Genomic DNA, 19,791 nt, shown 5'->3' with positions numbered 1-19,791 from the left:
CTCACCCCCCGCCAAGGATGTCGAGGATCGAGGTCTGCCGCTTCTTCAACGGGCCACCGACGCTGCCTGGCGGCACGGGATGTCCGACCGAGGCCGTGGTGCCATCATCCGCCGGCATGCTGAAGCCATCGGCATCGACCGTCTGGGCCGGCCGCGCCGCGCGGATCGGAGCGGCCGCTTGTGCGGCCGGCGCCTGCTGGCCAACCGACGCGGACGGAACCGGCGCCGGCTGGTTGTTGCCGGCCGACGGTATCTCGTCGGGTACGATCGTGTCGGGCGGCGTCGATTTCCAGGTGCCGGGCAGCGGCCTCACCGGCACCCCCTCATGCGCGGCGACCATGAACTCGTGCCATGCCTGCGCCGGAAGCGCACCGCCGGTGACCTTCTTCATCGGGCTGCCATCATCATTGCCGAACCACACACCTGTGGTGAGGTTGGCGGTGTAGCCGACGAACCAGGCGTCGCGCGAATTCTGGCTGGTGCCGGTCTTGCCGGCCGACGGCCAGGCAAAGGCTGCCTTCTTCGCGGTGCCGATCTCGACGGTGCCGGTCATCATCGAATTCATCATGCCGACGATCTCGGGCTTGACGACACGCGGCGCGCTGCCGCCACCGCTGTTGTACAGCACCTTGCCGTCGGCGGTTGTGATGCGGCGGATGAAGTGGATGTCCGGCTTGTAGCCGCCATTGGCGAAAGGCACATAAGCTGAGGTCAGTTCCAGCGGCGTCACTTCCGACGTGCCGAGCGCGATCGAGGTATTGGACTGCAGATCGGATTGCACGCCCATGCGGTGCGCCGCCTCGACCACCGCGTTCGGCCCCACTTCCATGGTCAATTGCGCGGCGACCGAGTTCAGCGATTTCGCCAAGGCGGTCGCCAGCGTCACCTTGCCGAAATACTTGCCGCCGTAATTGTCGGGCGTCCAGTTGCCGATCTTGATTGGCGCATCGTTGCGTACGCTGTCGGGCGTGCGGCCGGCTTCGAGCGCCGCCATATAGACGAACGGCTTGAACGCCGAGCCCGGCTGGCGGCGTGCCTCGGAGGCGCGGTCGAACTGGCTGGTCGAGTAGTCGTAGCCGCCGACCATGGCGCGCACCGCGCCGGAATCGTCGATCGACACCAGCGCGCCCTGGGTGACGTTGAGCTTCTTGCCGCTGTCGTCGATCAGCCTGCGGATCGACTGTTCGGCCAGCTTCTGCAGGTTCAGGTCGACAGTGCTATCGATGACGATGTCGCCGCGCACGTCGCCGATCAGGTCGGGCAGTTCTTCCATGATGGTGTCGGCAACGTAGTTTTCCGACCCGGTCCAATAGGACGGCGAGCGCGTCGCCGGCGCGCTCAGCGCGGTCTTGAGCTCCTTCTCGCTGATCTTGCCCTCCTCGCGCATGGCGGCGAGCACGAGCTGCGACCGCTCCTCGGCAGCCTTCGGATCGCGCGCCGGCGACAGCCGCGACGGGGCTTTCAGCAAGCCGGCAAGCAGCGCTGCTTCCGACAGGGTGACGTCGCGCGCGCTCTTGCCGAAATAGCGCCGGGAAGCCGCTTCGACGCCATAGGCGCCGGAGCCGAAATAGACCCGGTTGAGGTACATTTCGAGGATCTGGTCCTTGGTGTGCTTGTGCTCCAGCCACAGCGCCAGCAACACCTCCTGCACCTTGCGCTCCAGCGTGCGGTCGGGCGTCAGGAACAGGTTTTTGGCCAATTGCTGGGTCAGCGTCGAACCGCCTTGCGAGAAATGCCCGCCGATCACGTTGGTCACCATGGCGCGCGACAGGCCGATCGGGTCGATGCCGAAATGCGAATAGAAACGGCGGTCCTCGATGGCGATCACCGCCTCGGGAATATAGGGCGACATTTCGTGCAAGCCGACCGCCTCGCCGCCGCTCATGCCGCGATTGGCGAGCAACTGGCCGTCGGCCGAGACGATCTTGATGTTGGGGGCGCGGTCCGGGATCGACCAGGTGGTGGCCGCCGGCATCTTGGCGCCGTAGTAGACGACAACGCCCGCCACCGCGATTCCGCCCCAGATGGCGAGCACGAAGCACCAATAGAACAGCCGGCCAAGCCCGCCGAACAGGCCGCGCCGGCTTCTGCCACGCCCACCGCGCGACGATTTCGCCTTCGACGATTTGCGCTTTGCGGAGGCTTTGCGGTTGCTCGGCACGACGCGATCCTCTTCGCTCACCGAAAGACCCGGCTGGGATCGCGCCTGTGGCGGTCCCTCGAAACTCGGTTCGATACGGTTGTCCCTGCGGTTCGCCATGCGCTGCGCTGTCTGTCCCCGGTGCCTATGGCGCTCCGGTTGAAGAGTAGATGCGGCGATTTAAGGGCGGGTTAAAGCAGGGTTTATGCACCCTTTTGAAATTCCTTACGATTTTCTAAATTCGTCACTGCCCGTCACCGCTATGAGAGAGAAAAAGGCCAGTGCCTGCTCCTCGCAGGTCACCGCCACGACGCTGTTCGACCGGTCGATGTCGAGGCCTTTCGGGCCGCCTTCTTCGATGCTGGCCCTGCCGCGCTGAAAAATTTCCTCGTCGAGCACGGCGACCGAACGCGACGGGCGGCGATGCCCGGTCCAATCGCCATTGCTGGCATAGACATGCACCGCCGCGCTGCCCGCGTCGGCGACGAGGATGTGCCGGTCGTCATCGGTAAAGCGCAGGCCATGCGGAAAGCCGGCGTCCTGCAGGATGCCGATGGGCTCGGTGTCGAGCCCAAGCGATGGGGACATCTGGTAAAGCTTGACGTCCCTTGTGCCGTGGCTGCTGACGGCAATCCACCGGCCGTCATGGTTGAGCGCGATGCCGTCGGGAATGTCCAGCCCATTCCTGAGCAATGGCCGGTTCCTGATCGTCCGGTAGCCCAACCAGCGGACTGCCACATGCCGGGTGACCAGATGCGTGTAATTGTTGCAGACCAGCAGGCTGATGCGGCCGCCGGACTGACGCCGGACGACAACCGAGCCTGGTGTGTTGAGTTTGCAAAAGGGCTTGCCGTTGATCCGGCGAACGGCCGTGATTTCCCGATGCTGCCCCGCCATGCTTTCCACCGGCAGTTCGAACACCGCAAGCTTCCCGTCGCGGTTGGCCACGACCAGGGTCCGGTCATCGATGAAGTCCAGCCCATGCACCTCGCCGATGCTCTCCGATCTCAGCTCCATGAAATCATGGATCGTGACATCGGGACCACCCGGCCCCATCCCGACATCGACACGCAGGACCAGGCACCGCTTGCGCGCGAAGCCCGCGATCGCCAGCAGCCGATTGTCCGGCGAAAAGCGCAGGTCCTCGGTTCTTCCGATCGCTGAAAGGGCCGCCCGCACCGCTTCACTGGCCTTGAAGCCGATCTGGGGTGTCATGATGTGCTTTTCGTCCAGATCGAACGCGGGAAATACTCGGTTTGCGCCCGCCGGCGAATCTCCAACCGGTTTGATGTCATGCTAGAGACCCGCTGCCTTTGCCAGATAGCCCTTGAATTTCAGGCCGCCAGCCATGCTCTTTGCGCCTATCGGTCAAGGCTGTCCGCCATCTGCACATCGAGCAAAATGAAGACCCCCATTTTCAGATCGGCTCGAACGTCACATCCGGCTGGTCGGGACCGCCGGCTTGCCGCAGCAAGGCAACCAGGTGTTCGCGCCTGTCGACCGGCTGTTTTCGCCAGTTCGATGCATTCGTTATATGCAGCCAGCCGTCGACAGACATGAAAAAGTCCTCATGCCGATCATCCCCCTCGCCGAAGCGGAGCAAGGTGTCCTCCGTAAACCTGATCGACGCCGGATCCATCGACCGGTAAAGCACCGGCCAGTTGCCGCCGCCTGAATCCATGTGAAACTTGTAGCTCGGGGCGAAATCCAGCGGTCGCCGCAGCAGGCTCCCGTCGAAGAAGCAGAAGGCGGGCCACAGGAACCAGCCGCCCGGCGTCGGCGTATCGCGCCGCACGCTACCGTAGGCGCTCTTGCCCTTGAGCCGGTCGCGGATGGAGAATGCTTGCGTGGGAAAGATATCATGGTCGATGAAACCGAAGAGCTTCGGGCCGAAACCGGTCACGAAGTTCCGCACGATCCAGTTCAGGGCCTGGCCGTGCGATCTGGAGACGACAAGCCTGTTCTTCGGCAAGGCGACATAGGGGACCTGCTGGCGACGGCAGAGGTCGCGGATCGCCTCCCTTGCCTCGTCCTTCTTGCTGTTGTCGAAGACGATGTAGCTCTCATGTTCGGCCAGGTATCGGCGCACGAGATGGATCTGCCACTCGATCACATCAGGCCGGTTGAAGGCCACGGTGGCGACGATCGCGTTGCGGAATGCCTGTTGTCGCCCCTGCAATTCGCTGACCGGCGCGGCCGTCCGCAGGAAGCGAAATGTCCGCCAGTGGTAGCGTAGCAGCGCTTCGCGCCTTGGCGGCCTGTTCAGCCGCTCCCATTCCGCCACGCTAATCCTGGGCTGATCGTCGCCCTCCGGCGCGTTGGAAGCCCCCATGTCGCGCTCCTGCATCCGCCAAATCAACGGCGGGTTCAGTTCTGCTGGATCGAAATGCCCTTGTCGTCGATCTTGAGTTCAACGCCTTTCGGCTTGGTCTGCTCGCGGTAGACATAGACGCCGAGCGCGATGACCACGACGGCGAGCGCGCCAATGATGAGATAGAGCGTATTCTGTTTCATGCCGCGCTCTTTCCGATGTCGAGCCTCAGGCTCGTTTCAGCACCTTCACCAGCACCAGCAGGATAATGGCGCCGATCGTGGCGTGGATGATGGAAGCGATGACGCCGCCGCCGATGGAAAAACCGATCCGAGGGAAAAGCCAGCCGGCGATGAAAGCGCCGACGATGCCGACGATGATGTTGCCGATCAGGCCGAAGCCGAAACCCGAGACGATGAGACCGGCAAGCCAACCGGCGATGGCACCAATGATGATGAAAACGAGAAGGCTTTCGACACCCATAGCGATTTTCCTCCAAGCAAGAGGGCGAACGCGGAGCGGAAGCTCCGAATCGGCCTCGATATCAACGGCTTCAGGCTATGCGAAAGCAGCCGGCCTCGCCAGCGGCGCGCTCACTGGAGCATGATCCTGAAAAGTGGAACCGGTTTTCGAAAAAGATCATGCTCCAACAAAGGGATAGAGCAATTCCAGGAAAGCTGTGAGCCGGTTTTCCCGGGAAAAGCGCGTAGCGCTTTCCCTGGGGATCGCGTCAAAATCTAGTCGTCATCGTCGCTAACGGCGGGCCGCCAGCTGGTCGGCTCGACCTTCTTTTGCGTGTGGCTGTCGGTGTAGACCCACCAGCCGTCGTCCCGATATTGCGCGATGGATTCGTTGACGACGCCGTCGCTGTCTTTCCACATGACGGTGACCTTGGAGCCGTCGGTCGGCGCGGTCGCTATGGGCTTTCGGTCGGCCATGTTATCCCCTTCGAACCGACAAACTGAGCCGAAAAAACGCGACGGCTTGCAGGTGGTTCCGAACGCCCCGGCAACGCAGTTGCGCGAGGCCTGTCAGCTGTGAGCGAAGATATCCTCTTCGCCCCAGCCCATCAGGTCAAGCTTGGCCCGCGTCGGCAGGAAGCGGAAACAGGCATCGGCCTCCTTGGTCCGCCCATCGCGTGCCAGCCGCCCGGAGAGCACATCGCGTAGCCGGTGCAGATAGAGCACATCGGAAGCGGCATATTCGAGCTGTTCGGGCGACAGTATTTCGGCCGCCCAGTCCGACGATTGCTGCGCCTTGGACAGGCCGACGCCGAGAAGCTCGAAGCAGATGTCCTTCAGCCCGTGACGGTCGGTATAGGTACGGGTCAGCCGCGAGGCGATCTTGGTGCAGAACACCGGCTCGGGCATCACCCCGAACGCATTGTAGAGCACGGCAAGATCGAAGCGCCCGTAATGGAACAGCTTGGTTATGCCGCGGTTCCTGAGCAGGCTGACGAGGTTCGGCGCCTTCTTCTGCCCTGGTGCGATCTGGATAACGTCGGCGCTGCCGTCGCCGGGCGAGATCTGCACCACGCACAGCCGGTCGCGATGCGGGTTGAGGCCCAGCGTTTCCGTGTCGATGGCCACCGCCCCGACATTGTAATGCGTGAGGTCAGGCAGATCATGCTTGTGGAAACGGATATCGGCCATTGTCTTCTCCGGTCGCGGCGTTACCCGTCCTCGCCGCGATCCGGTTAAAAATCAACAAGAAATCTCGTTTTCCGCCGCTCAGCGCGTCAGTGCATCGAGAATGCGCGCCCAGGAACGCTGTCCCTTGTGGAAGGATGAGAGCTCATATTTCTCGTTGGGCGAATGGATGCGGTCGTCGTCGAGGCCGAAGCCGACCAGCAGCGATTCCATGCCGAGATAGGTCTGGAAGTCGCCGACCACGGGAATGGAGCCGCCGCTGCCGGTCGTCACCGCAGGCTTCGGCCACTCATCGGACAGTGCATTCTTGGCCTTGGCCAGGAAAGGCGAGTCGTAGGAAAGCTGGATTGCCGGGGAGCCGCCATGCGGGTGGAACTCGACCGAACAGTCGGCCGGAATGCGCTCGCTGACGAATTTCTGGAAGGCTGCGCGGATCTTCTTGGGATCCTGCTTGTGGACGAGGCGGAACGACACCTTCGCCGATGCCTCCGCCGCGATCACCGTCTTGAACCCCTTTCCGGTATAGCCGCCGATGATGCCGTTGAACTCGGCGGTCGGCCGCGCCCAGGTCAGTTCCAGCACCGAACGGCCTTTTTCCCCCGACGGGATCGACAGGCCGACAGGCCCGAGGAAGGTCTCGGCCGTCTCGCCAAGCGTCTCCCATGATTTCAGCACCTGCGACGGCGTTTCCTCGACGCCGTCATAGAAACCGGGGATGGTGATATGGCCGTCCTTGTCATGAATGTCGGCCAGCACCTTGGTGAGGATGCGGATCGGGTTGGCGGCGGCCCCGCCATAGAGGCCGGAATGCAGGTCGCGGTCGGCGGCCTTGACCGTGATCTCCTCGCCGACCAGTCCGCGCAGTCCCACGCAGATCGACGGCGTGTCGCGGTCCCACATGCCGGTATCGCAGACCAGCGCGAAGTCGGCCTTGAGCTCCCCGGCATTGGCTTCGAGGAACGGCTTCAGCGACGGTGAGCCGGACTCCTCCTCGCCCTCGAACAGGATGGTGATGTTGCATGGCAGGTTGCCATGCACCTGCTTCCAGGCGCGGCACGCCTCGACGAAGGTCATCAGCTGGCCCTTGTCGTCGGCCGAGCCACGCCCGGTGATCACCTTGTGGCCAGGCCCGACCTCCTTGATGGCAGGCGAGAACGGATCGTTTTCCCACAGTTCGATCGGGTCGACCGGCTGTACGTCGTAGTGGCCATAGAACAGCACATGCGGCGCACCGGCCGGCCCGTCATGATGCGCGACGACCATCGGATGTCCGGGCGTGTCACGCACGCTGGCGTCGAAGCCGATCAGCTTCAGTTCCGCCACCAGCCATTCCGCCGCTTTGCGGCAGTCTGCGGCATAGGCCGGATCGGTGGAGATCGACTTGATCCTCAGCAGGCCGAACAGCCGTTCGAGGCTCTGGTCGAGATTCTTGTCGAGGCGGTCGAGGACGGGGGAAATTGCGGACATTTGCTAAGCCTTTCGATTCAGTGCCGGAACCGTAAAGGCAGAGCGGCAAAACGAAAAGCCCGGGACGATTGGACCACGGCCGCGCAGCTATGTCGCAAGGCAAAAAAATGCCGCCGTGGTGGAGGGGAACCACGGCGGCCTTTACTCGAAACGATGCGGCAGCCCGGAGAGGGGGGATAGGCTGCCGCAAGTGTCCGGGATAGGCGGGGGACGGGCCTTGCTCCGGACTTCGGCGAAAACTGCCGATGACATCTATTTGGGTCTGTGAACGTGGCGATTCAAGGGCACGAGTATTACACTTTTGTAACGTGGCCGTGATCAGGCCGCCTCGACCTGGTTCTGTCAGGGTCTTGCCGGAACCGATATCTGGCGATGTCTTTGGCATGGACCAAGCCGTCGCGCCGCGCTATCCCTGCCGGCATGAAAAAAGGCGATCATCTCTTCCTTGTCGACGGCTCCGGCTACATCTTCCGGGCCTATCACGCGCTGCCGCCGCTGACACGCAAGTCCGACGGCCTGCCGGTCGGCGCCGTTTCCGGTTTCTGCAACATGCTGTGGAAGCTGATGCAGGATGCCCGCAACACCGATGTAGGCATTGTGCCGACGCATTTCGCGGTCATCTTCGACTATTCCTCGAAAACCTTCCGCAACGACCTCTATCCCGAATACAAGGCCAACCGTTCGGCGCCGCCCGAGGATCTGATCCCGCAATTCGGCCTGATCCGCCAGGCGACCCGGGCGTTCAACCTGCCTTGCATCGAGATGGAAGGCTTCGAGGCCGACGATCTCATCGCCACCTATTGCCGGCTGGCCTGCGAGGCCGGCGGCGACACCACCATCATCTCCTCCGACAAGGACCTGATGCAGCTGGTCGGCGACACGGTCGCCATGTACGATCCGATGAAGGACCGCCAGATCGGCATCCCCGAGGTGATCGAGAAATGGGGCGTCCCGCCGGAAAAGATGGTCGATCTGCAGGCGTTGACCGGCGACTCCGTGGATAACGTTCCCGGCGTGCCCGGCATCGGCCCGAAGACGGCGGCGCAACTGCTGGAGCAGTTCGGCGACCTCGACGGGCTGCTGGCCCGCGCCGGCGAGATCAAGCAGGACAAGAGGCGCGAATCGATCATCGCCAACACCGACAAGGCGCGCATCTCGCGCCAGCTGGTGACGCTGAAGAACGACGTGCCGGTGGCCGAGGGGCTGGACGACTTCGTCCTGCACGCACCGGACGGCCCGAAGCTGATCGGCTTCCTCAAGACCATGGAATTCACCTCGCTGACCCGTCGTGTGGCGGAAGCGACCAGCACCGAGGCCGGCGATGTCCCTGCCGTCGCGGTCACCGTCGAACGCGCTGACAGCGCGCATGGGCCGGATGTCGGCGCCGGAGCCCCCGTCATGGCCCGAAACGGGGCCGAGCCGAGCCAGGCCAACGGAACGACCCAAACACCAAAGCAGGGCGACACGCCTTCCCTGCTCGCGGCGCTGCGGCTGGAGCGGGCGGCCACCCGCAAGATCGACATATCGGCCTACCAATGCATTCGCGATATCGCGACCTTGAAAGCATGGGTGGCCGAAGCGCGCGAGGCTGGTATCGCCGCTTTCGACGTCAGGGCGACAGCGGCCGATCCGATGCAGGCCGAACTGATCGGCATGGCAATGGCGACCGCGCCCGGTCGCGCCGCCTACATTCCCTTTGCCCACAAGAGCGGCAACGGTGACCTGCTCGGCGGCGGTACGCTCGAAAACCAGATTCCTCTTCGCGAGGCGCTGGCGGTGCTGAAACCACTGCTGGAGGACAAATCGGTCCTCAAGATCGCGCAGAACCTGAAATACGATCTCGTCATCATGAGCCGCTATGGCATCGATGTCGCGCCGTTCGACGACACCATGCTGATCTCCTATGTGCTCGATGCCGGTACCCCGCATGGCCACGGCATGGACGCGCTTGCCGACAAATGGCTTGGCCATACCCCTCTCCAGCTCAAGGACGTGATCGGCTCCGGCAAGAACTCGGTCGGTTTCGATCAGGTCGACATCGACAAGGCAACCGCCCACGCCGCCGAGGACGCCGACGTGACGCTCAGGCTCTGGCTGGTGCTGAAGCCCCGGCTTGCCGCCACCGGCTTGGTATCGGTCTACGAGCGGCTGGAACGACCGCTGGTGTCGGTGCTGGCGCGCATGGAACAGCGCGGCATTTCGGTCGACCGGCAGATCTTGTCCAGGCTGTCGGGCGAACTGGCGCAAGGTGCCGCCCGGCTGGAGGAGGAAATCTACCAGCTCGTCGGCGAGCGCATCAACATCGGCTCGCCCAAGCAGCTCGGCGACATCCTGTTTGGCCGCATGGGCCTTCCCGGTGGCTCCAAGACCAAGACCGGCCAGTGGTCGACCTCGGCGCAACTTCTGGAAGACCTTGCCGCCGAGGGTCACGAACTGCCGCGCAAGATCGTCGACTGGCGTCAGCTGACCAAGCTGAAATCGACCTATACCGATGCGCTGCCCGGCTTCATCCATCCCGAGACCAAACGCGTCCACACCTCCTACGCGCTTGCCGCGACCACCACGGGCCGCCTGTCATCCTCCGACCCGAACCTGCAGAACATTCCCGTACGCACCGCCGAGGGGCGCAAGATCAGGACCGCCTTCATCGCCGACAAGGGCAACCGGCTGGTCTCGGCCGACTACAGCCAGATCGAACTGCGCGTGCTCGCCCATGTCGCCGAGATCCCGCAACTGCGGCAGGCCTTCGCCGACGGCGCCGACATCCACGCAATCACCGCCTCGGAAATGTTCAACGTGCCCGTGGAGGGCATGCCTTCGGAAGTTCGCCGCCGGGCCAAGGCGATCAATTTTGGCATCATCTACGGCATCTCCGCCTTCGGCCTCGCCAACCAACTGTCGATCCCGCGCGAGGAGGCAAGCAACTACATCAAGAAATACTTCGAGCGTTTCCCCGGCATCCGCGACTATATCGAGGAGACCAAGGCCTACGCCCGCGAGCACGGCTTCGTCGAAACGATCTTCGGCCGCCGCATCCACTATCCCGATATCAGATCGTCCAACCCCTCGATCCGCGCGTTCAACGAGCGCGCCTCGATCAACGCCCGCCTGCAAGGCACCGCCGCCGACATCATCCGCCGCGCCATGGTGCGCATGGACGAGGCGCTGGAGAAGGCAAAGCTGTCCGCCCGCATGCTTCTTCAAGTGCATGACGAACTGATCTTCGAAACCGTCGACGCGGAAGTCGAGGCGACCATTCCCATCGTGCGCCATGTCATGGAAAACGCTGCGATGCCGGCGGTATCGATGTCGGTCCCGCTGCACGTCGACGCGCGAGCGGCCAACAACTGGGACGAGGCGCATTAGGGCCAAAGCAAGGTGTTGAGATTCAGGTCAAGCCGCCATTTGCAGGTCGGCCTCACCTGAATATCAATACACCTTAGGCCGCTTCAGCCCGGCACTTGGCGCACGTCCCACGAAATTCGATCACCGCCTTCTTGGCGGCGAAGCCGGTCGAGTTGACCCATTCGTTCAGCCGGTGATCGACGTCGTGATCGGACATTTCGGTCACCTGCCCGCATGCGTCGCAGATGGCGAAGGCCGTCATCGAATGGCTGTGGTCGTGCGGTTCGGCGCAGGCAACGAAGGAGTTGATGCTTTCCAGCCGGTGCACGAAGCCGGATTTCACCAGCGTGTCGAGCGCGCGGTAGACCTGTAGCGGGGCGCGGAAGCCCCGCTCACGCAGCTGATCGAGCAAGGTATAGGCGCTGAGCGGCCCACTGGCGGTCTCGAGCTTCTCGAGCACGCACAGCTGGTTTTTCGTCAGCACATCCCTTGCCGCCATGGTTCCGTTCCAACTTGTCCTGCGCCGTTTGCAGGCTGCTTGTTCGAACACACAGCCTGATCCCATTCAGATAGCGACGAACCGCGGTCTTTGCTACTCTTCTGTTGCTGTCCTGGCCGATCGATGACCTGCCGGCACATTTGGGGATGGCGGAGGGATGGCGGGATCTATGGCGAAGCGACATTCAAAATACTGACAAGATCCTCGGCGAGGGTGGCCTCGCTTGGGAAATTCGATCGGGCTTGGGGAAGCAATATGATCAAATTGACACGCCGGACGCTGCTTGTCGGCACGTCGGCGCTGATGGCGGTCGGTACGGTGCCGTTCCGGGCGCTAGCCGCATCGCGCACCTATCATGCGCTGCTGGTGGCATGCACTGAATATCCTGCCCTGCCCCAGAGGAACTGGCTGATCGGGCCGAAGAACGATGCCGGCCTTGTTCACGAATATCTTCTCAAGAACGTGCCCGATCCGGTGCGGTTCGCGCCCGAAAACGTCACGCTGCTCGCCAAGGACGTGCCCGGCGCCAAGGGCTTGCCGACCCATGCGGCGATCAAGGCTGCACTCGCCGATCTTGCCGAGAAAGTGCAGCGCGACGATTTCGTCTATCTGCATCTGTCCGGTCACGGCGCCCAGCAGCCTGCGAGAGTCAAGGGCGACGAGACCGATGGGCTCGATGAGATCTTCCTGCCTGTCGACATCGACAAGTGGATCAATCGCGATGCCGGCGTGCCCAACGCGCTGGTCGACAATGAGATCGGCGACGCGCTGGACGCCATCCGCGACAAGGGCGCCTTCGTCTGGGCGGTGTTCGACTGCTGCCATTCCGGCACTGCGACACGCGCCGTCGAAGTCGATGACGAACTGGAGCGCAAGGTCGAGTTCGCCGATCTGGTCGGCGGCGACGAAGCAGCCCGGGCGGCAGCCGTCAAGACCTATGAGGACACGGTCGCAAGCGCCTCGCGCGGCCTCGACGAAAATGGCGCGCGCAAGCCCGCCTTCAACCTGACGCCGACCGGCGGCGAACCGATCGCCAAGGGCAAGCTGGTCGCCTTCTACGCCGCACAGACGGTGGAGACGACGCCGGAGATGCCGCTGCCCAAGGGCACCGCGGATGCACCGCGCTTCGGCCTGTTCACCTTCACCATCCTGTCGAAACTGGCCGAGAACCCCAACATCACCTATCGCCAGCTTGGCCAGGCCGTGCTGCAGCAATATTCGGCCGACAGCCGCACCCGGCCGACGCCGCTGTTCGAGGGCGAACTCGACGCGCGCGTCTTCGGCACCGACAAGACGGACGCAGTCATGCAATGGCCTGTAGCCGTCAAGGACGGTGAGGCGACGATCGGCGCCGGCCTGCTGCACCGCCTGACCCCCGGCAGCAAGCTCGCCATCCTGCCCTCGGCGCTGTCGTCGCTGTCGGATGCCGTCGGCTATCTCGAAGTGCAGTCGGCAAAGAACCTGGAAAGCCGCGTCAAGCCAGTCGAGTTCGACAAGAAGCCGGCGCTGAAGCTGGCCGACATTCCAGCCAACGCCTATGCGCGGGTGGCGGAGATCGCCGTCGACTACAGGCTCACTGTCGCGCGGCCAGCCGCGATCAAGGGACTTGAGAAGGAAACCGCTCTCGTCAATTCGGTTCTCGACGAGTTGGCCACGGCCAAGGAAACCGGCTTCAACATCGAGCTGGTCGATCCGGGCAAGAGCGCCGAGCTGCGTTTCGCAGTGATGCGCGAGAACGCCGTTGCCGGTGCCGCCAAGGACGCGACCGACAAGCCGGCGCTGTGGTTCCTGCCGGCGTCGGGCGACGTGACCCTGAAGGACGGCAGCAAGCCGCCGCTGATCATGATCCACCCGGACGATCGCCAGAAACTGGTCGACGCGACCACCAGGAATTTGCGCACCATCTTCCGGGCCACCGGACTTTCGCGACTGGCGGCGGCCTCCGACTACAAGCCCGAGGATGTCGACGTCCAGTTCCAGGTCAAGCGCCGCGACAGGGAGGGGCTCGAGCCGTTGCAGGCTTCGGTGGTTCCCCGCGTCTCACCGGGCGACGAGGTGCATGTGCTGGCCAGGAATAGCTCGGACCAGCTGGTCGACATCAACGTGCTTTACGTCGGCAGCGACTATTCGATCACCCACATCGTTGCCGAGAGCCTCGCGCCGCAGGCCACGCTGGAGGAAGGATTGCTGGCCTTCACCGACACCAGTTTCGGCATGGAGCGGATGATCGCGGTGCTGACCGAGGCGCCACCGGAGAGCGAGAAGGAGGATCTGAGCTTCCTGGCGCAGGACGGCGTCGCGTCGATGACGCGCGGCCTTGGCGCCGCCAGCTTCTCCGACATGCTCGCCGATATCGGCATGGCGCCGCCGACCCGCTCCGTGATGCGGCTTGCCGACAAGAGCGGCCCGAAAGGCGCGGTGATGATCTTTCCGATGGAGACGGTGCCGCGCGCCTGAAACTCCGGCACCAGGGCCGCGCGGCCCTGGCGCTGACTCTCTTGCGAGCCTGCCCTTGCGCGCTTGGGGCGATATGAGAACATTCCCGGCCGCAGCCAAAGGGTGAGCGGCTGATCAAACAGATAGGATCGGTCTTGAGGAACAGTGTTTTTTCCTGGCGTGGAGCGGTTGCCGGACTTGCCGGTGGCCTGTTCATGATCGCCAATGCCTCGGCGCAGGACACTTGCGGCCTCTGTGCCAAGCAGGTGGTCATCAATTCGGAACTGGCAACTTGCTTCCTCGATCAATACGACCAGTTCGCCAAAACCAGCAGTGACGCGGTCGTGGTCGATCTCTCGAGTTGCGCCTCGCGCGGCGTGGTCGAAGCGTTGCCCTCGCCGAGCAAGGCACCGGCGGAGCCGGACGTGCAGTTCATGGTTTCGCGCCCGCAGCTGGCATGCCTGAAAAAGCAGCTTGAAGCGCCGGGCGTGGTGCTCGATCCCTCCGCCACCATCGAATTGGACAACTGCAAATGAAAAAGCCGGGGGGCACGACAAAGCAGACACAGGTGGTTGCGACCACCAAGGCGACGGCGGCGACGCAGACGCTTCCTGAAACCACCGAAGGTTTCCCCTGGCCGAGCAGCCATGAGATCAAGAAGGAGAGCAATCCGTTCACCGACCGCGACTGGCGCATGCTGGTTTACGCCTGGTCGGGAATGCTGGTGCGCTTTGCCATCATCTTCACTTTGGCGTTCTCGGTCTACCAGTTCCTGGCCAACCAGGAGCAGAAGCGCGTCGAACAGACCATGTCGCTGGTCGAGCTCTGGGAGACCAAGGACTACCAGCAGGCGCAGCGTGCGCTGAAGGATCGTCTCGCCGCCCTCAATGCCAAATACGACAATCTGCTCAGTGCCAATCCCTCGCCGACCGAGGAACAGGTGTTCCGGCAGCGTATCGGTATCGAGGCGATGAGCGCTTCGGGGGGTGACATGCCGCTTGCCGATTTCAACGAGAATTTCGACCGCATCGTCTATTTCCTCAACCGCCTGTCCTTCTGCGTCGACGGCGACCTGTGTTCGCGCAAAGTGACCGATGCCTATTTCCACGACTATGCCGTCTCGTTCTGGAGTTACTTTGCCGGCTATGTCGACAAGCAGCGCAAGGCGGGTTCACCGACTTTCGCCACGGCCATCGAAGCCTATGTGCGCAATGGGCAGCCCGCTGCCGAAGCCAAATGACGATGGGAAAAGCGGGTTCTAACCTTACGCGCGCCTGCCGCTGGCTGGCCGTGGCTGGAGCCCTGGTTTCCGCCTCGATCGCCCGCGCCGAGGACGTCCCCGATTTCCACCTCGACCTCGACACCGGCGGGCACAGCGCCCAAGTCACCGACCTTGCCTTCACGCCCGACGGCGAAGACATCGTCTCGGCGTCCGACGACAAGACCATCCGCATCTGGGACTGGCAGAGCGGCGTGACGCTGCGCACCATTCGCGGCTATCTCGGCAATGGCAGCGACGGCAAGATCTTCGCGGTCGCGGTTTCGCCGGATGGCAAGACGATCGCCGCCGGCGGCTATTTCGGCGTCGGCCTCGGCGACAAGCCGCCCTATGGCGACGTCAGGCTGTTCGACTTTGCCACCGGCAAGATGAAGGCCGTGCTCAAGGCCGCCGACTACGCGACCTATGACCTCGCCTTCTCCCCCGACGGCAAGACCCTTGCTGCCGGTGGTGGCGACGGCATGGTCTATCTCTGGGGGCTCGACGACGCGACCGGCTGGACGTTGGACAAGAAGCTCGACGCCGATTCCTGGCACATCGACAAGCTGGCCTTCGCCGCCGGGGGAACCCGCCTGGCTGCGGCCACCACCGACAATGGCATCCGGCTCTGGGATGTCGCCAAGGGCGAGGAGATCGCCTTGCCGGCCGAGGCGGAACAATTGAGAGACGTCAGCGTCCAGGCGCTGGCCGCCTCGCCGGACGGCAGCCTGTTTGCCACCGGCAGCAAGGACGGACAGGTCCAGCTCTGGCGCGCGGCCGACGGCACGCTGGCGCGCACCATTCCGAAGCAGGATTTCCTGATCGGTTCGCTGACCTTCGCCAAGGGTTCGCGGCTGGTTGCCTCCTGCGGCTATCGCTGCGCCGATAAGCATCGTTCCACCGTCTGGAACATCGACACCGGTGAAAAGCTGCTCGACTACTCCGGTCATGACGGCACCGTCTATGCCAGCGCCGCCAACGCAGATGGCTCGCTGGTGGCGACCGCCGGCGGCACGCGCAACGCCATCCAGGTCTGGGATCCGGCCACTGGCGAACACAAGGCATTGCTGCAGGGCTTGGGCGAGCCGGTGACATCAGTCGGCATTGATGCGGCGAACGGCGTCATCGCCTGGGGCAACGCCAACCCCTGCCCCGATCGCGTGGCCTGCCCGGAAAAGCAGGGCACGTTGAGCAACACGCTGATATTGCCCACAACCGAACGGTTTTTCGATGGCCCGCAGCCGCTGACGGAACCGGGCTCGTTTGCCCGCGCCGTGCTGGCCGACGAACAGTGGTCGCTACGTGCCGCCACGGGTGGCAAGGACGCGCTGGAAAATGCGGTGCTGGAGATCGTCCATGACGGCAAGGCTGTGCGCTCGATCGAAAACGATGCAACCGACGGCTTTGTCCATTCCGCCTTTACCCTGATCGATGACGGGCTTGGCCTGATCACTGGCGGCAATGACGGCACGCTGCTGGAATACAAGGCCGCGACCGCCAGGGTCTCCGGCGAGTTCACCGGCCACACCGGCGAAATCAATGCCATGGTCGCTTCGCAGAAGGCCGGCCTGCTGGTCACCGGCAGCGCCGACCAGACGCTCAGGCTGTGGAACCTGAAGACCCACGAACTGATCGTGTCGATGTTCTTTGCCGGCTCGCAATGGATCGCCTGGATGCCGCAGGGCTATTACTACTCCTCCGACGAGGGCGACAAGCTGATCGGCTGGCAGGTCAACCAGGGCCGCGACCACGAAGGCCGTTTCATCCGCGCCGGCCAGTTGAAGAAATACCTCTGGAGCCCTGAAATGGTGCGCCGCGCCATCATCCTGCGCAGCGCCAGACAGGCGGTCGAGGAGATGCGGCCGGGCGTCGATAACGAGCTGCAAAAGCTTTTGCAGCGCAAGCCGCCGGAATTCGGCATCCGCCTCGCGGAAGACCAGAGCAAGGTCCGCGACGGTTATGTCGCTGTCGAGATCACCGGCGCCAGGGAAGCCGGAACCAATGTCGCCGGCTTCTCGATCCTATCGAACAGCCGCAACGTCGGTGACCTCGCCGCACGCTCGGTGGACGGCAACAGCACCATGGTCGAGGTACCGGTCGAGGAGGGAAAAAACACTATCCGCATCACCGGCACCAACGAATATGGCTATCTGACCGAGCGCAGCGTCACCGCGCTGGCGAGGAAGACCGAGAAGGCCGAGCCCAAGGGCAAGCTCTATGTCGCGGTGATCGGCGTCGACAAATATCCGTTCCTGACCGACGCCTGCTCCGGCCACGCCTGCGACCTGCGCTACCCCGTCGATGACGCCACCGAATTCCTCGAGGTCATTGCGCAGAAATCGGCGCCGCTGTTCTCGTCCATGGAGACGCTGGTTTTGGTCAACCGCGAAGCGCTCGACGAAGCCCCCGACAACGCCAAGCAGGCCTACGCGGTCGCCAGCGCCGACAACATCATGGAGCCCGATTCGGACACGATCGGCGACCAGCTCGCCGATTTCCTCGACCGGCCTGGCGAGCACGACACCACCATCATCTTCGTTGCCGGCCACGGCATCAATATCGACGAGGACTATTATTTCATCCCGACCGACGGCCGCAAACAGGATGCCGAGCGCTGGAAGCGCTCCTCGCTTGTCGACTGGTCCGACATCCAGAAATCGGTCGAACGGGCCAAGGGCATGCGCTTCATGCTGCTCGACACCTGCCACGCCGCCAACGCCTTCAACCCGCGCCTGGAAAAGGACGCGCAGGATGCGCGCATCGTCGTGTTCTCAGCCACCGCCGCCAACAACACCGCCGCCGAACTGCCCGAACTCGGCCATGGCGTCTTCACCTATTCGATCCTCGAAGGCCTGCGCGGCAAGGCGAGGACGTCGGACGGTGGCGTCACGCTGTTCGGCCTCGCCGATTTCATTTCGCGCGAGGTGGTGCGGCTGACCGCGTCGAAGCAGAAGCCGTTCTACTATGTCGGCGGCGTGGAGAACATCGTGTTGGTGGAGCCATGAGGCCGATCTTCCTAATCGTGCTCCTAACCCTGCTCCCCCTCCCCACCTTCGCCGCCCCAGTCGTCTGCCCGCCCGGCACCGAAAAGTTTCCGCCCTTCTACGACGACGCCACTTTGTTCAAAAATGCCGTCGCCAACGTCGCCAATGTCCAGCCATCCAATCAGCGGCTGACCGGCATCACGGTGCCGCATCATCTGCTCGCCGCCGATCTGGTGGCGCTCGGTTTCAGGGCAGCCTCCGGCTTCCGCTACAAACGCATCGTCATCCTGTCGCCGGACCACTTCCACAAGACGCACAAGCTCTACGCCACCTCCGTGCGCGGCTTCGACACCGTGCTTGGCTCGGTTGCAGCCGACGCTGACGCGGTGCGCCGGCTGGAGGCAAACAGCGACATGGTCGAGGAATCCTGCCTGTTCGACAAGGAACATGGCGTGCGGGCTATGCTGCCTTTCCTGCACCATTATTTCCCCGAGGCGAGCATCGTTCCGATAGCGATGTCGGTGAAGGCGAAGCGTGGCGATTGGGACCGGCTGGCGGAGGCGCTCAAAGCCATCGTCGACCAGGACACGCTGATCGTCGAATCCACCGACTTTTCGCATTACCTGCCGCAGCACGACTCCAGGCGTTTCGACCAGCAGTCCCTGAACATGCTGGCCGCCGACTCGCTCGACGGCATAGCGGCGCTACGCCAACCCGATCACGCCGATTCCGTCGGTGCGCTCTACATCCAGACCAGGCTGCAGCGCGAATTGTTCGGCGCCCAGCCGCTGGTTATCGCCAACGAGAATTCGCAGGAGCACACGCCGGATTATGTCGAGCGGACCACCAGCTACGTGGTGGCGCTGTTCGGCGCGTTCGGCCCCGGCTTCAACAACCCGGCACGGCCAAAGGACAGGATCTACTATCTCGCCGGCGACGTGAATTTCGGCCGCGCCATGAAGAAGATTTTGGTCCGCGACGGCATCGCCGCTCGAATAGTCGACAGCATCCTTTCGCTGACTGGATCGCGGCCGCTGATTGTCAATCTCGAAGGCGTCATCCTGCCCAACGTGCCGGAAGCAATCGACGACATGACGCTGGCGATGCCGGAGGGCCTCGCCGTCGACATGCTGAAGCGGCTCAATGTCGCCGGTGTCAGCCTCGCCAACAACCATGCCTACGATCTCGGCCCGTCAGGCTATGCCGAGACGCTGCGCGCCCTGGACGAAGCCGGCATCCCTCATGTCGGCCAGGGCGAAACGCTGGCGCTCGCCGATCTCGATCTTGTCGGCCTGACCGACATCGACACCAACGGCTCGAAGAACACCGACCTGCTCACCCCTGCCCTGCTCGACCGGCTGCTGCATGAGAATGCAAAGCGGCCGGTGGTCGCCTTCGTCCACTGGGGCCGTGAGTACAAGACCGAGCCGTCGCCGCGCGAAGACATGCTGGCCGACGAGATGCGCCTGCGCGGCGTGTCGGCCATCGTCGGCGGCCATCCGCATGTGTCGAGCGAGGCGATCGTGCCGCTGGCCGGCGGCGATGTCGCGGAGGTTTATTCGCTCGGCAATTTCCTGTTCGACCAGAGCGCCGAACGCTCATCGGGATCGATGCTGGAACTGCGCGTCTTCGCCCAGGGCACGATCTTCACCAGGCTCATTCCGCTGCCGAATTATTTCGAGATGGGCAGGAAATAGCACCT

Annotated in this window: 15 protein-coding genes; 6 read left to right on the top strand and 9 right to left on the bottom strand. The window is 63.4% G+C overall.

The window, feature by feature from the left end:
• Position 1: 1 nt before the first annotated feature.
• The 8 genes from MESOP_RS08765 to MESOP_RS08730 all read right to left on the bottom strand — a co-directional run bounded on the left by MESOP_RS08765 (position 2) and on the right by MESOP_RS08730 (position 7,567).
• On the bottom strand, positions 2-2,260 hold the full coding sequence (locus MESOP_RS08765) for a transglycosylase domain-containing protein (protein WP_013892971.1): 2,259 nt from the start codon (positions 2,258-2,260) through the stop codon (positions 2-4).
• Positions 2,261-2,365: 105 nt separating this feature from the next.
• Positions 2,366-3,355, bottom strand: coding sequence for an SMP-30/gluconolactonase/LRE family protein (locus tag MESOP_RS08760; protein WP_013892970.1), 990 nt, complete (start codon positions 3,353-3,355; stop codon positions 2,366-2,368).
• Positions 3,356-3,557: 202 nt separating this feature from the next.
• Positions 3,558-4,472, bottom strand: coding sequence for a hypothetical protein (locus tag MESOP_RS08755; RefSeq protein WP_013892969.1), 915 nt, complete (start codon positions 4,470-4,472; stop codon positions 3,558-3,560).
• A 35-nt stretch (positions 4,473-4,507) separates the two neighbouring features.
• The gene (locus MESOP_RS33475; RefSeq protein ID WP_013892968.1) at positions 4,508-4,654 is read right to left on the bottom strand and encodes a hypothetical protein; all 147 of its coding nucleotides are present in this window, start codon (positions 4,652-4,654) and stop codon (positions 4,508-4,510) included.
• 25 nt (positions 4,655-4,679) lie between these two features.
• Positions 4,680-4,934 (bottom strand): GlsB/YeaQ/YmgE family stress response membrane protein, encoded by a 255-nt coding sequence (locus MESOP_RS08745; protein WP_013892967.1) that lies wholly within the window; start codon positions 4,932-4,934, stop codon positions 4,680-4,682.
• A 254-nt stretch (positions 4,935-5,188) separates the two neighbouring features.
• Positions 5,189-5,389, bottom strand: coding sequence for a hypothetical protein (locus MESOP_RS08740; RefSeq protein ID WP_013892966.1), 201 nt, complete (start codon positions 5,387-5,389; stop codon positions 5,189-5,191).
• A 93-nt stretch (positions 5,390-5,482) separates the two neighbouring features.
• Complete coding sequence (locus MESOP_RS08735; protein WP_013892965.1) at positions 5,483-6,103, bottom strand: ribonuclease D; 621 nt, start codon at positions 6,101-6,103, stop codon at positions 5,483-5,485.
• Between the two features lie 78 nt (positions 6,104-6,181).
• Positions 6,182-7,567, bottom strand: a complete 1,386-nt coding sequence (locus MESOP_RS08730) for a M20/M25/M40 family metallo-hydrolase (RefSeq protein ID WP_013892964.1) — start codon at positions 7,565-7,567, stop codon at positions 6,182-6,184.
• 420 nt (positions 7,568-7,987) lie between these two features.
• On the opposite strand from MESOP_RS08730, the gene polA reads away from it, so the two are divergent.
• The gene (gene polA, locus MESOP_RS08725; protein ID WP_041164579.1) at positions 7,988-10,933 is read left to right on the top strand and encodes a DNA polymerase I; all 2,946 of its coding nucleotides are present in this window, start codon (positions 7,988-7,990) and stop codon (positions 10,931-10,933) included.
• Between the two features lie 73 nt (positions 10,934-11,006).
• Here polA and MESOP_RS08720 read toward each other — a convergent pair whose 3' ends face one another.
• The gene (locus tag MESOP_RS08720; protein WP_013892962.1) at positions 11,007-11,411 is read right to left on the bottom strand and encodes a Fur family transcriptional regulator; all 405 of its coding nucleotides are present in this window, start codon (positions 11,409-11,411) and stop codon (positions 11,007-11,009) included.
• Positions 11,412-11,666: 255 nt separating this feature from the next.
• Between MESOP_RS08720 and MESOP_RS08715 the strand changes: the two genes are divergently transcribed.
• From MESOP_RS08715 to amrB, 5 genes are all read left to right on the top strand, one after another.
• Complete coding sequence (locus MESOP_RS08715; RefSeq protein WP_013892961.1) at positions 11,667-13,868, top strand: caspase family protein; 2,202 nt, start codon at positions 11,667-11,669, stop codon at positions 13,866-13,868.
• 194 nt (positions 13,869-14,062) lie between these two features.
• Positions 14,063-14,383, top strand: coding sequence for a hypothetical protein (locus tag MESOP_RS08710; protein WP_013892960.1), 321 nt, complete (start codon positions 14,063-14,065; stop codon positions 14,381-14,383).
• Positions 14,380-15,087, top strand: coding sequence for a DUF4760 domain-containing protein (locus MESOP_RS08705; protein WP_013892959.1), 708 nt, complete (start codon positions 14,380-14,382; stop codon positions 15,085-15,087). Before MESOP_RS08710 ends, MESOP_RS08705 begins: the two co-directional genes overlap by 4 nt.
• Complete coding sequence (locus MESOP_RS08700; RefSeq protein ID WP_013892958.1) at positions 15,084-18,110, top strand: caspase family protein; 3,027 nt, start codon at positions 15,084-15,086, stop codon at positions 18,108-18,110. The genes MESOP_RS08705 and MESOP_RS08700 overlap by 4 nt, the downstream gene beginning before the upstream one ends.
• A complete protein-coding gene (gene amrB / locus MESOP_RS08695; protein ID WP_013892957.1) occupies positions 18,107-19,786 on the top strand; it encodes an AmmeMemoRadiSam system protein B in 1,680 nt (559 codons plus the stop codon). Before MESOP_RS08700 ends, amrB begins: the two co-directional genes overlap by 4 nt.
• The last annotated feature ends 5 nt before the right edge of the window (positions 19,787-19,791 follow it).

Source organism: Mesorhizobium opportunistum WSM2075, assembly GCF_000176035.2.
GTDB lineage: Bacteria > Pseudomonadota > Alphaproteobacteria > Rhizobiales > Rhizobiaceae > Mesorhizobium > Mesorhizobium opportunistum.
This window is presented reverse-complemented; position numbering and strand designations above follow the sequence as displayed.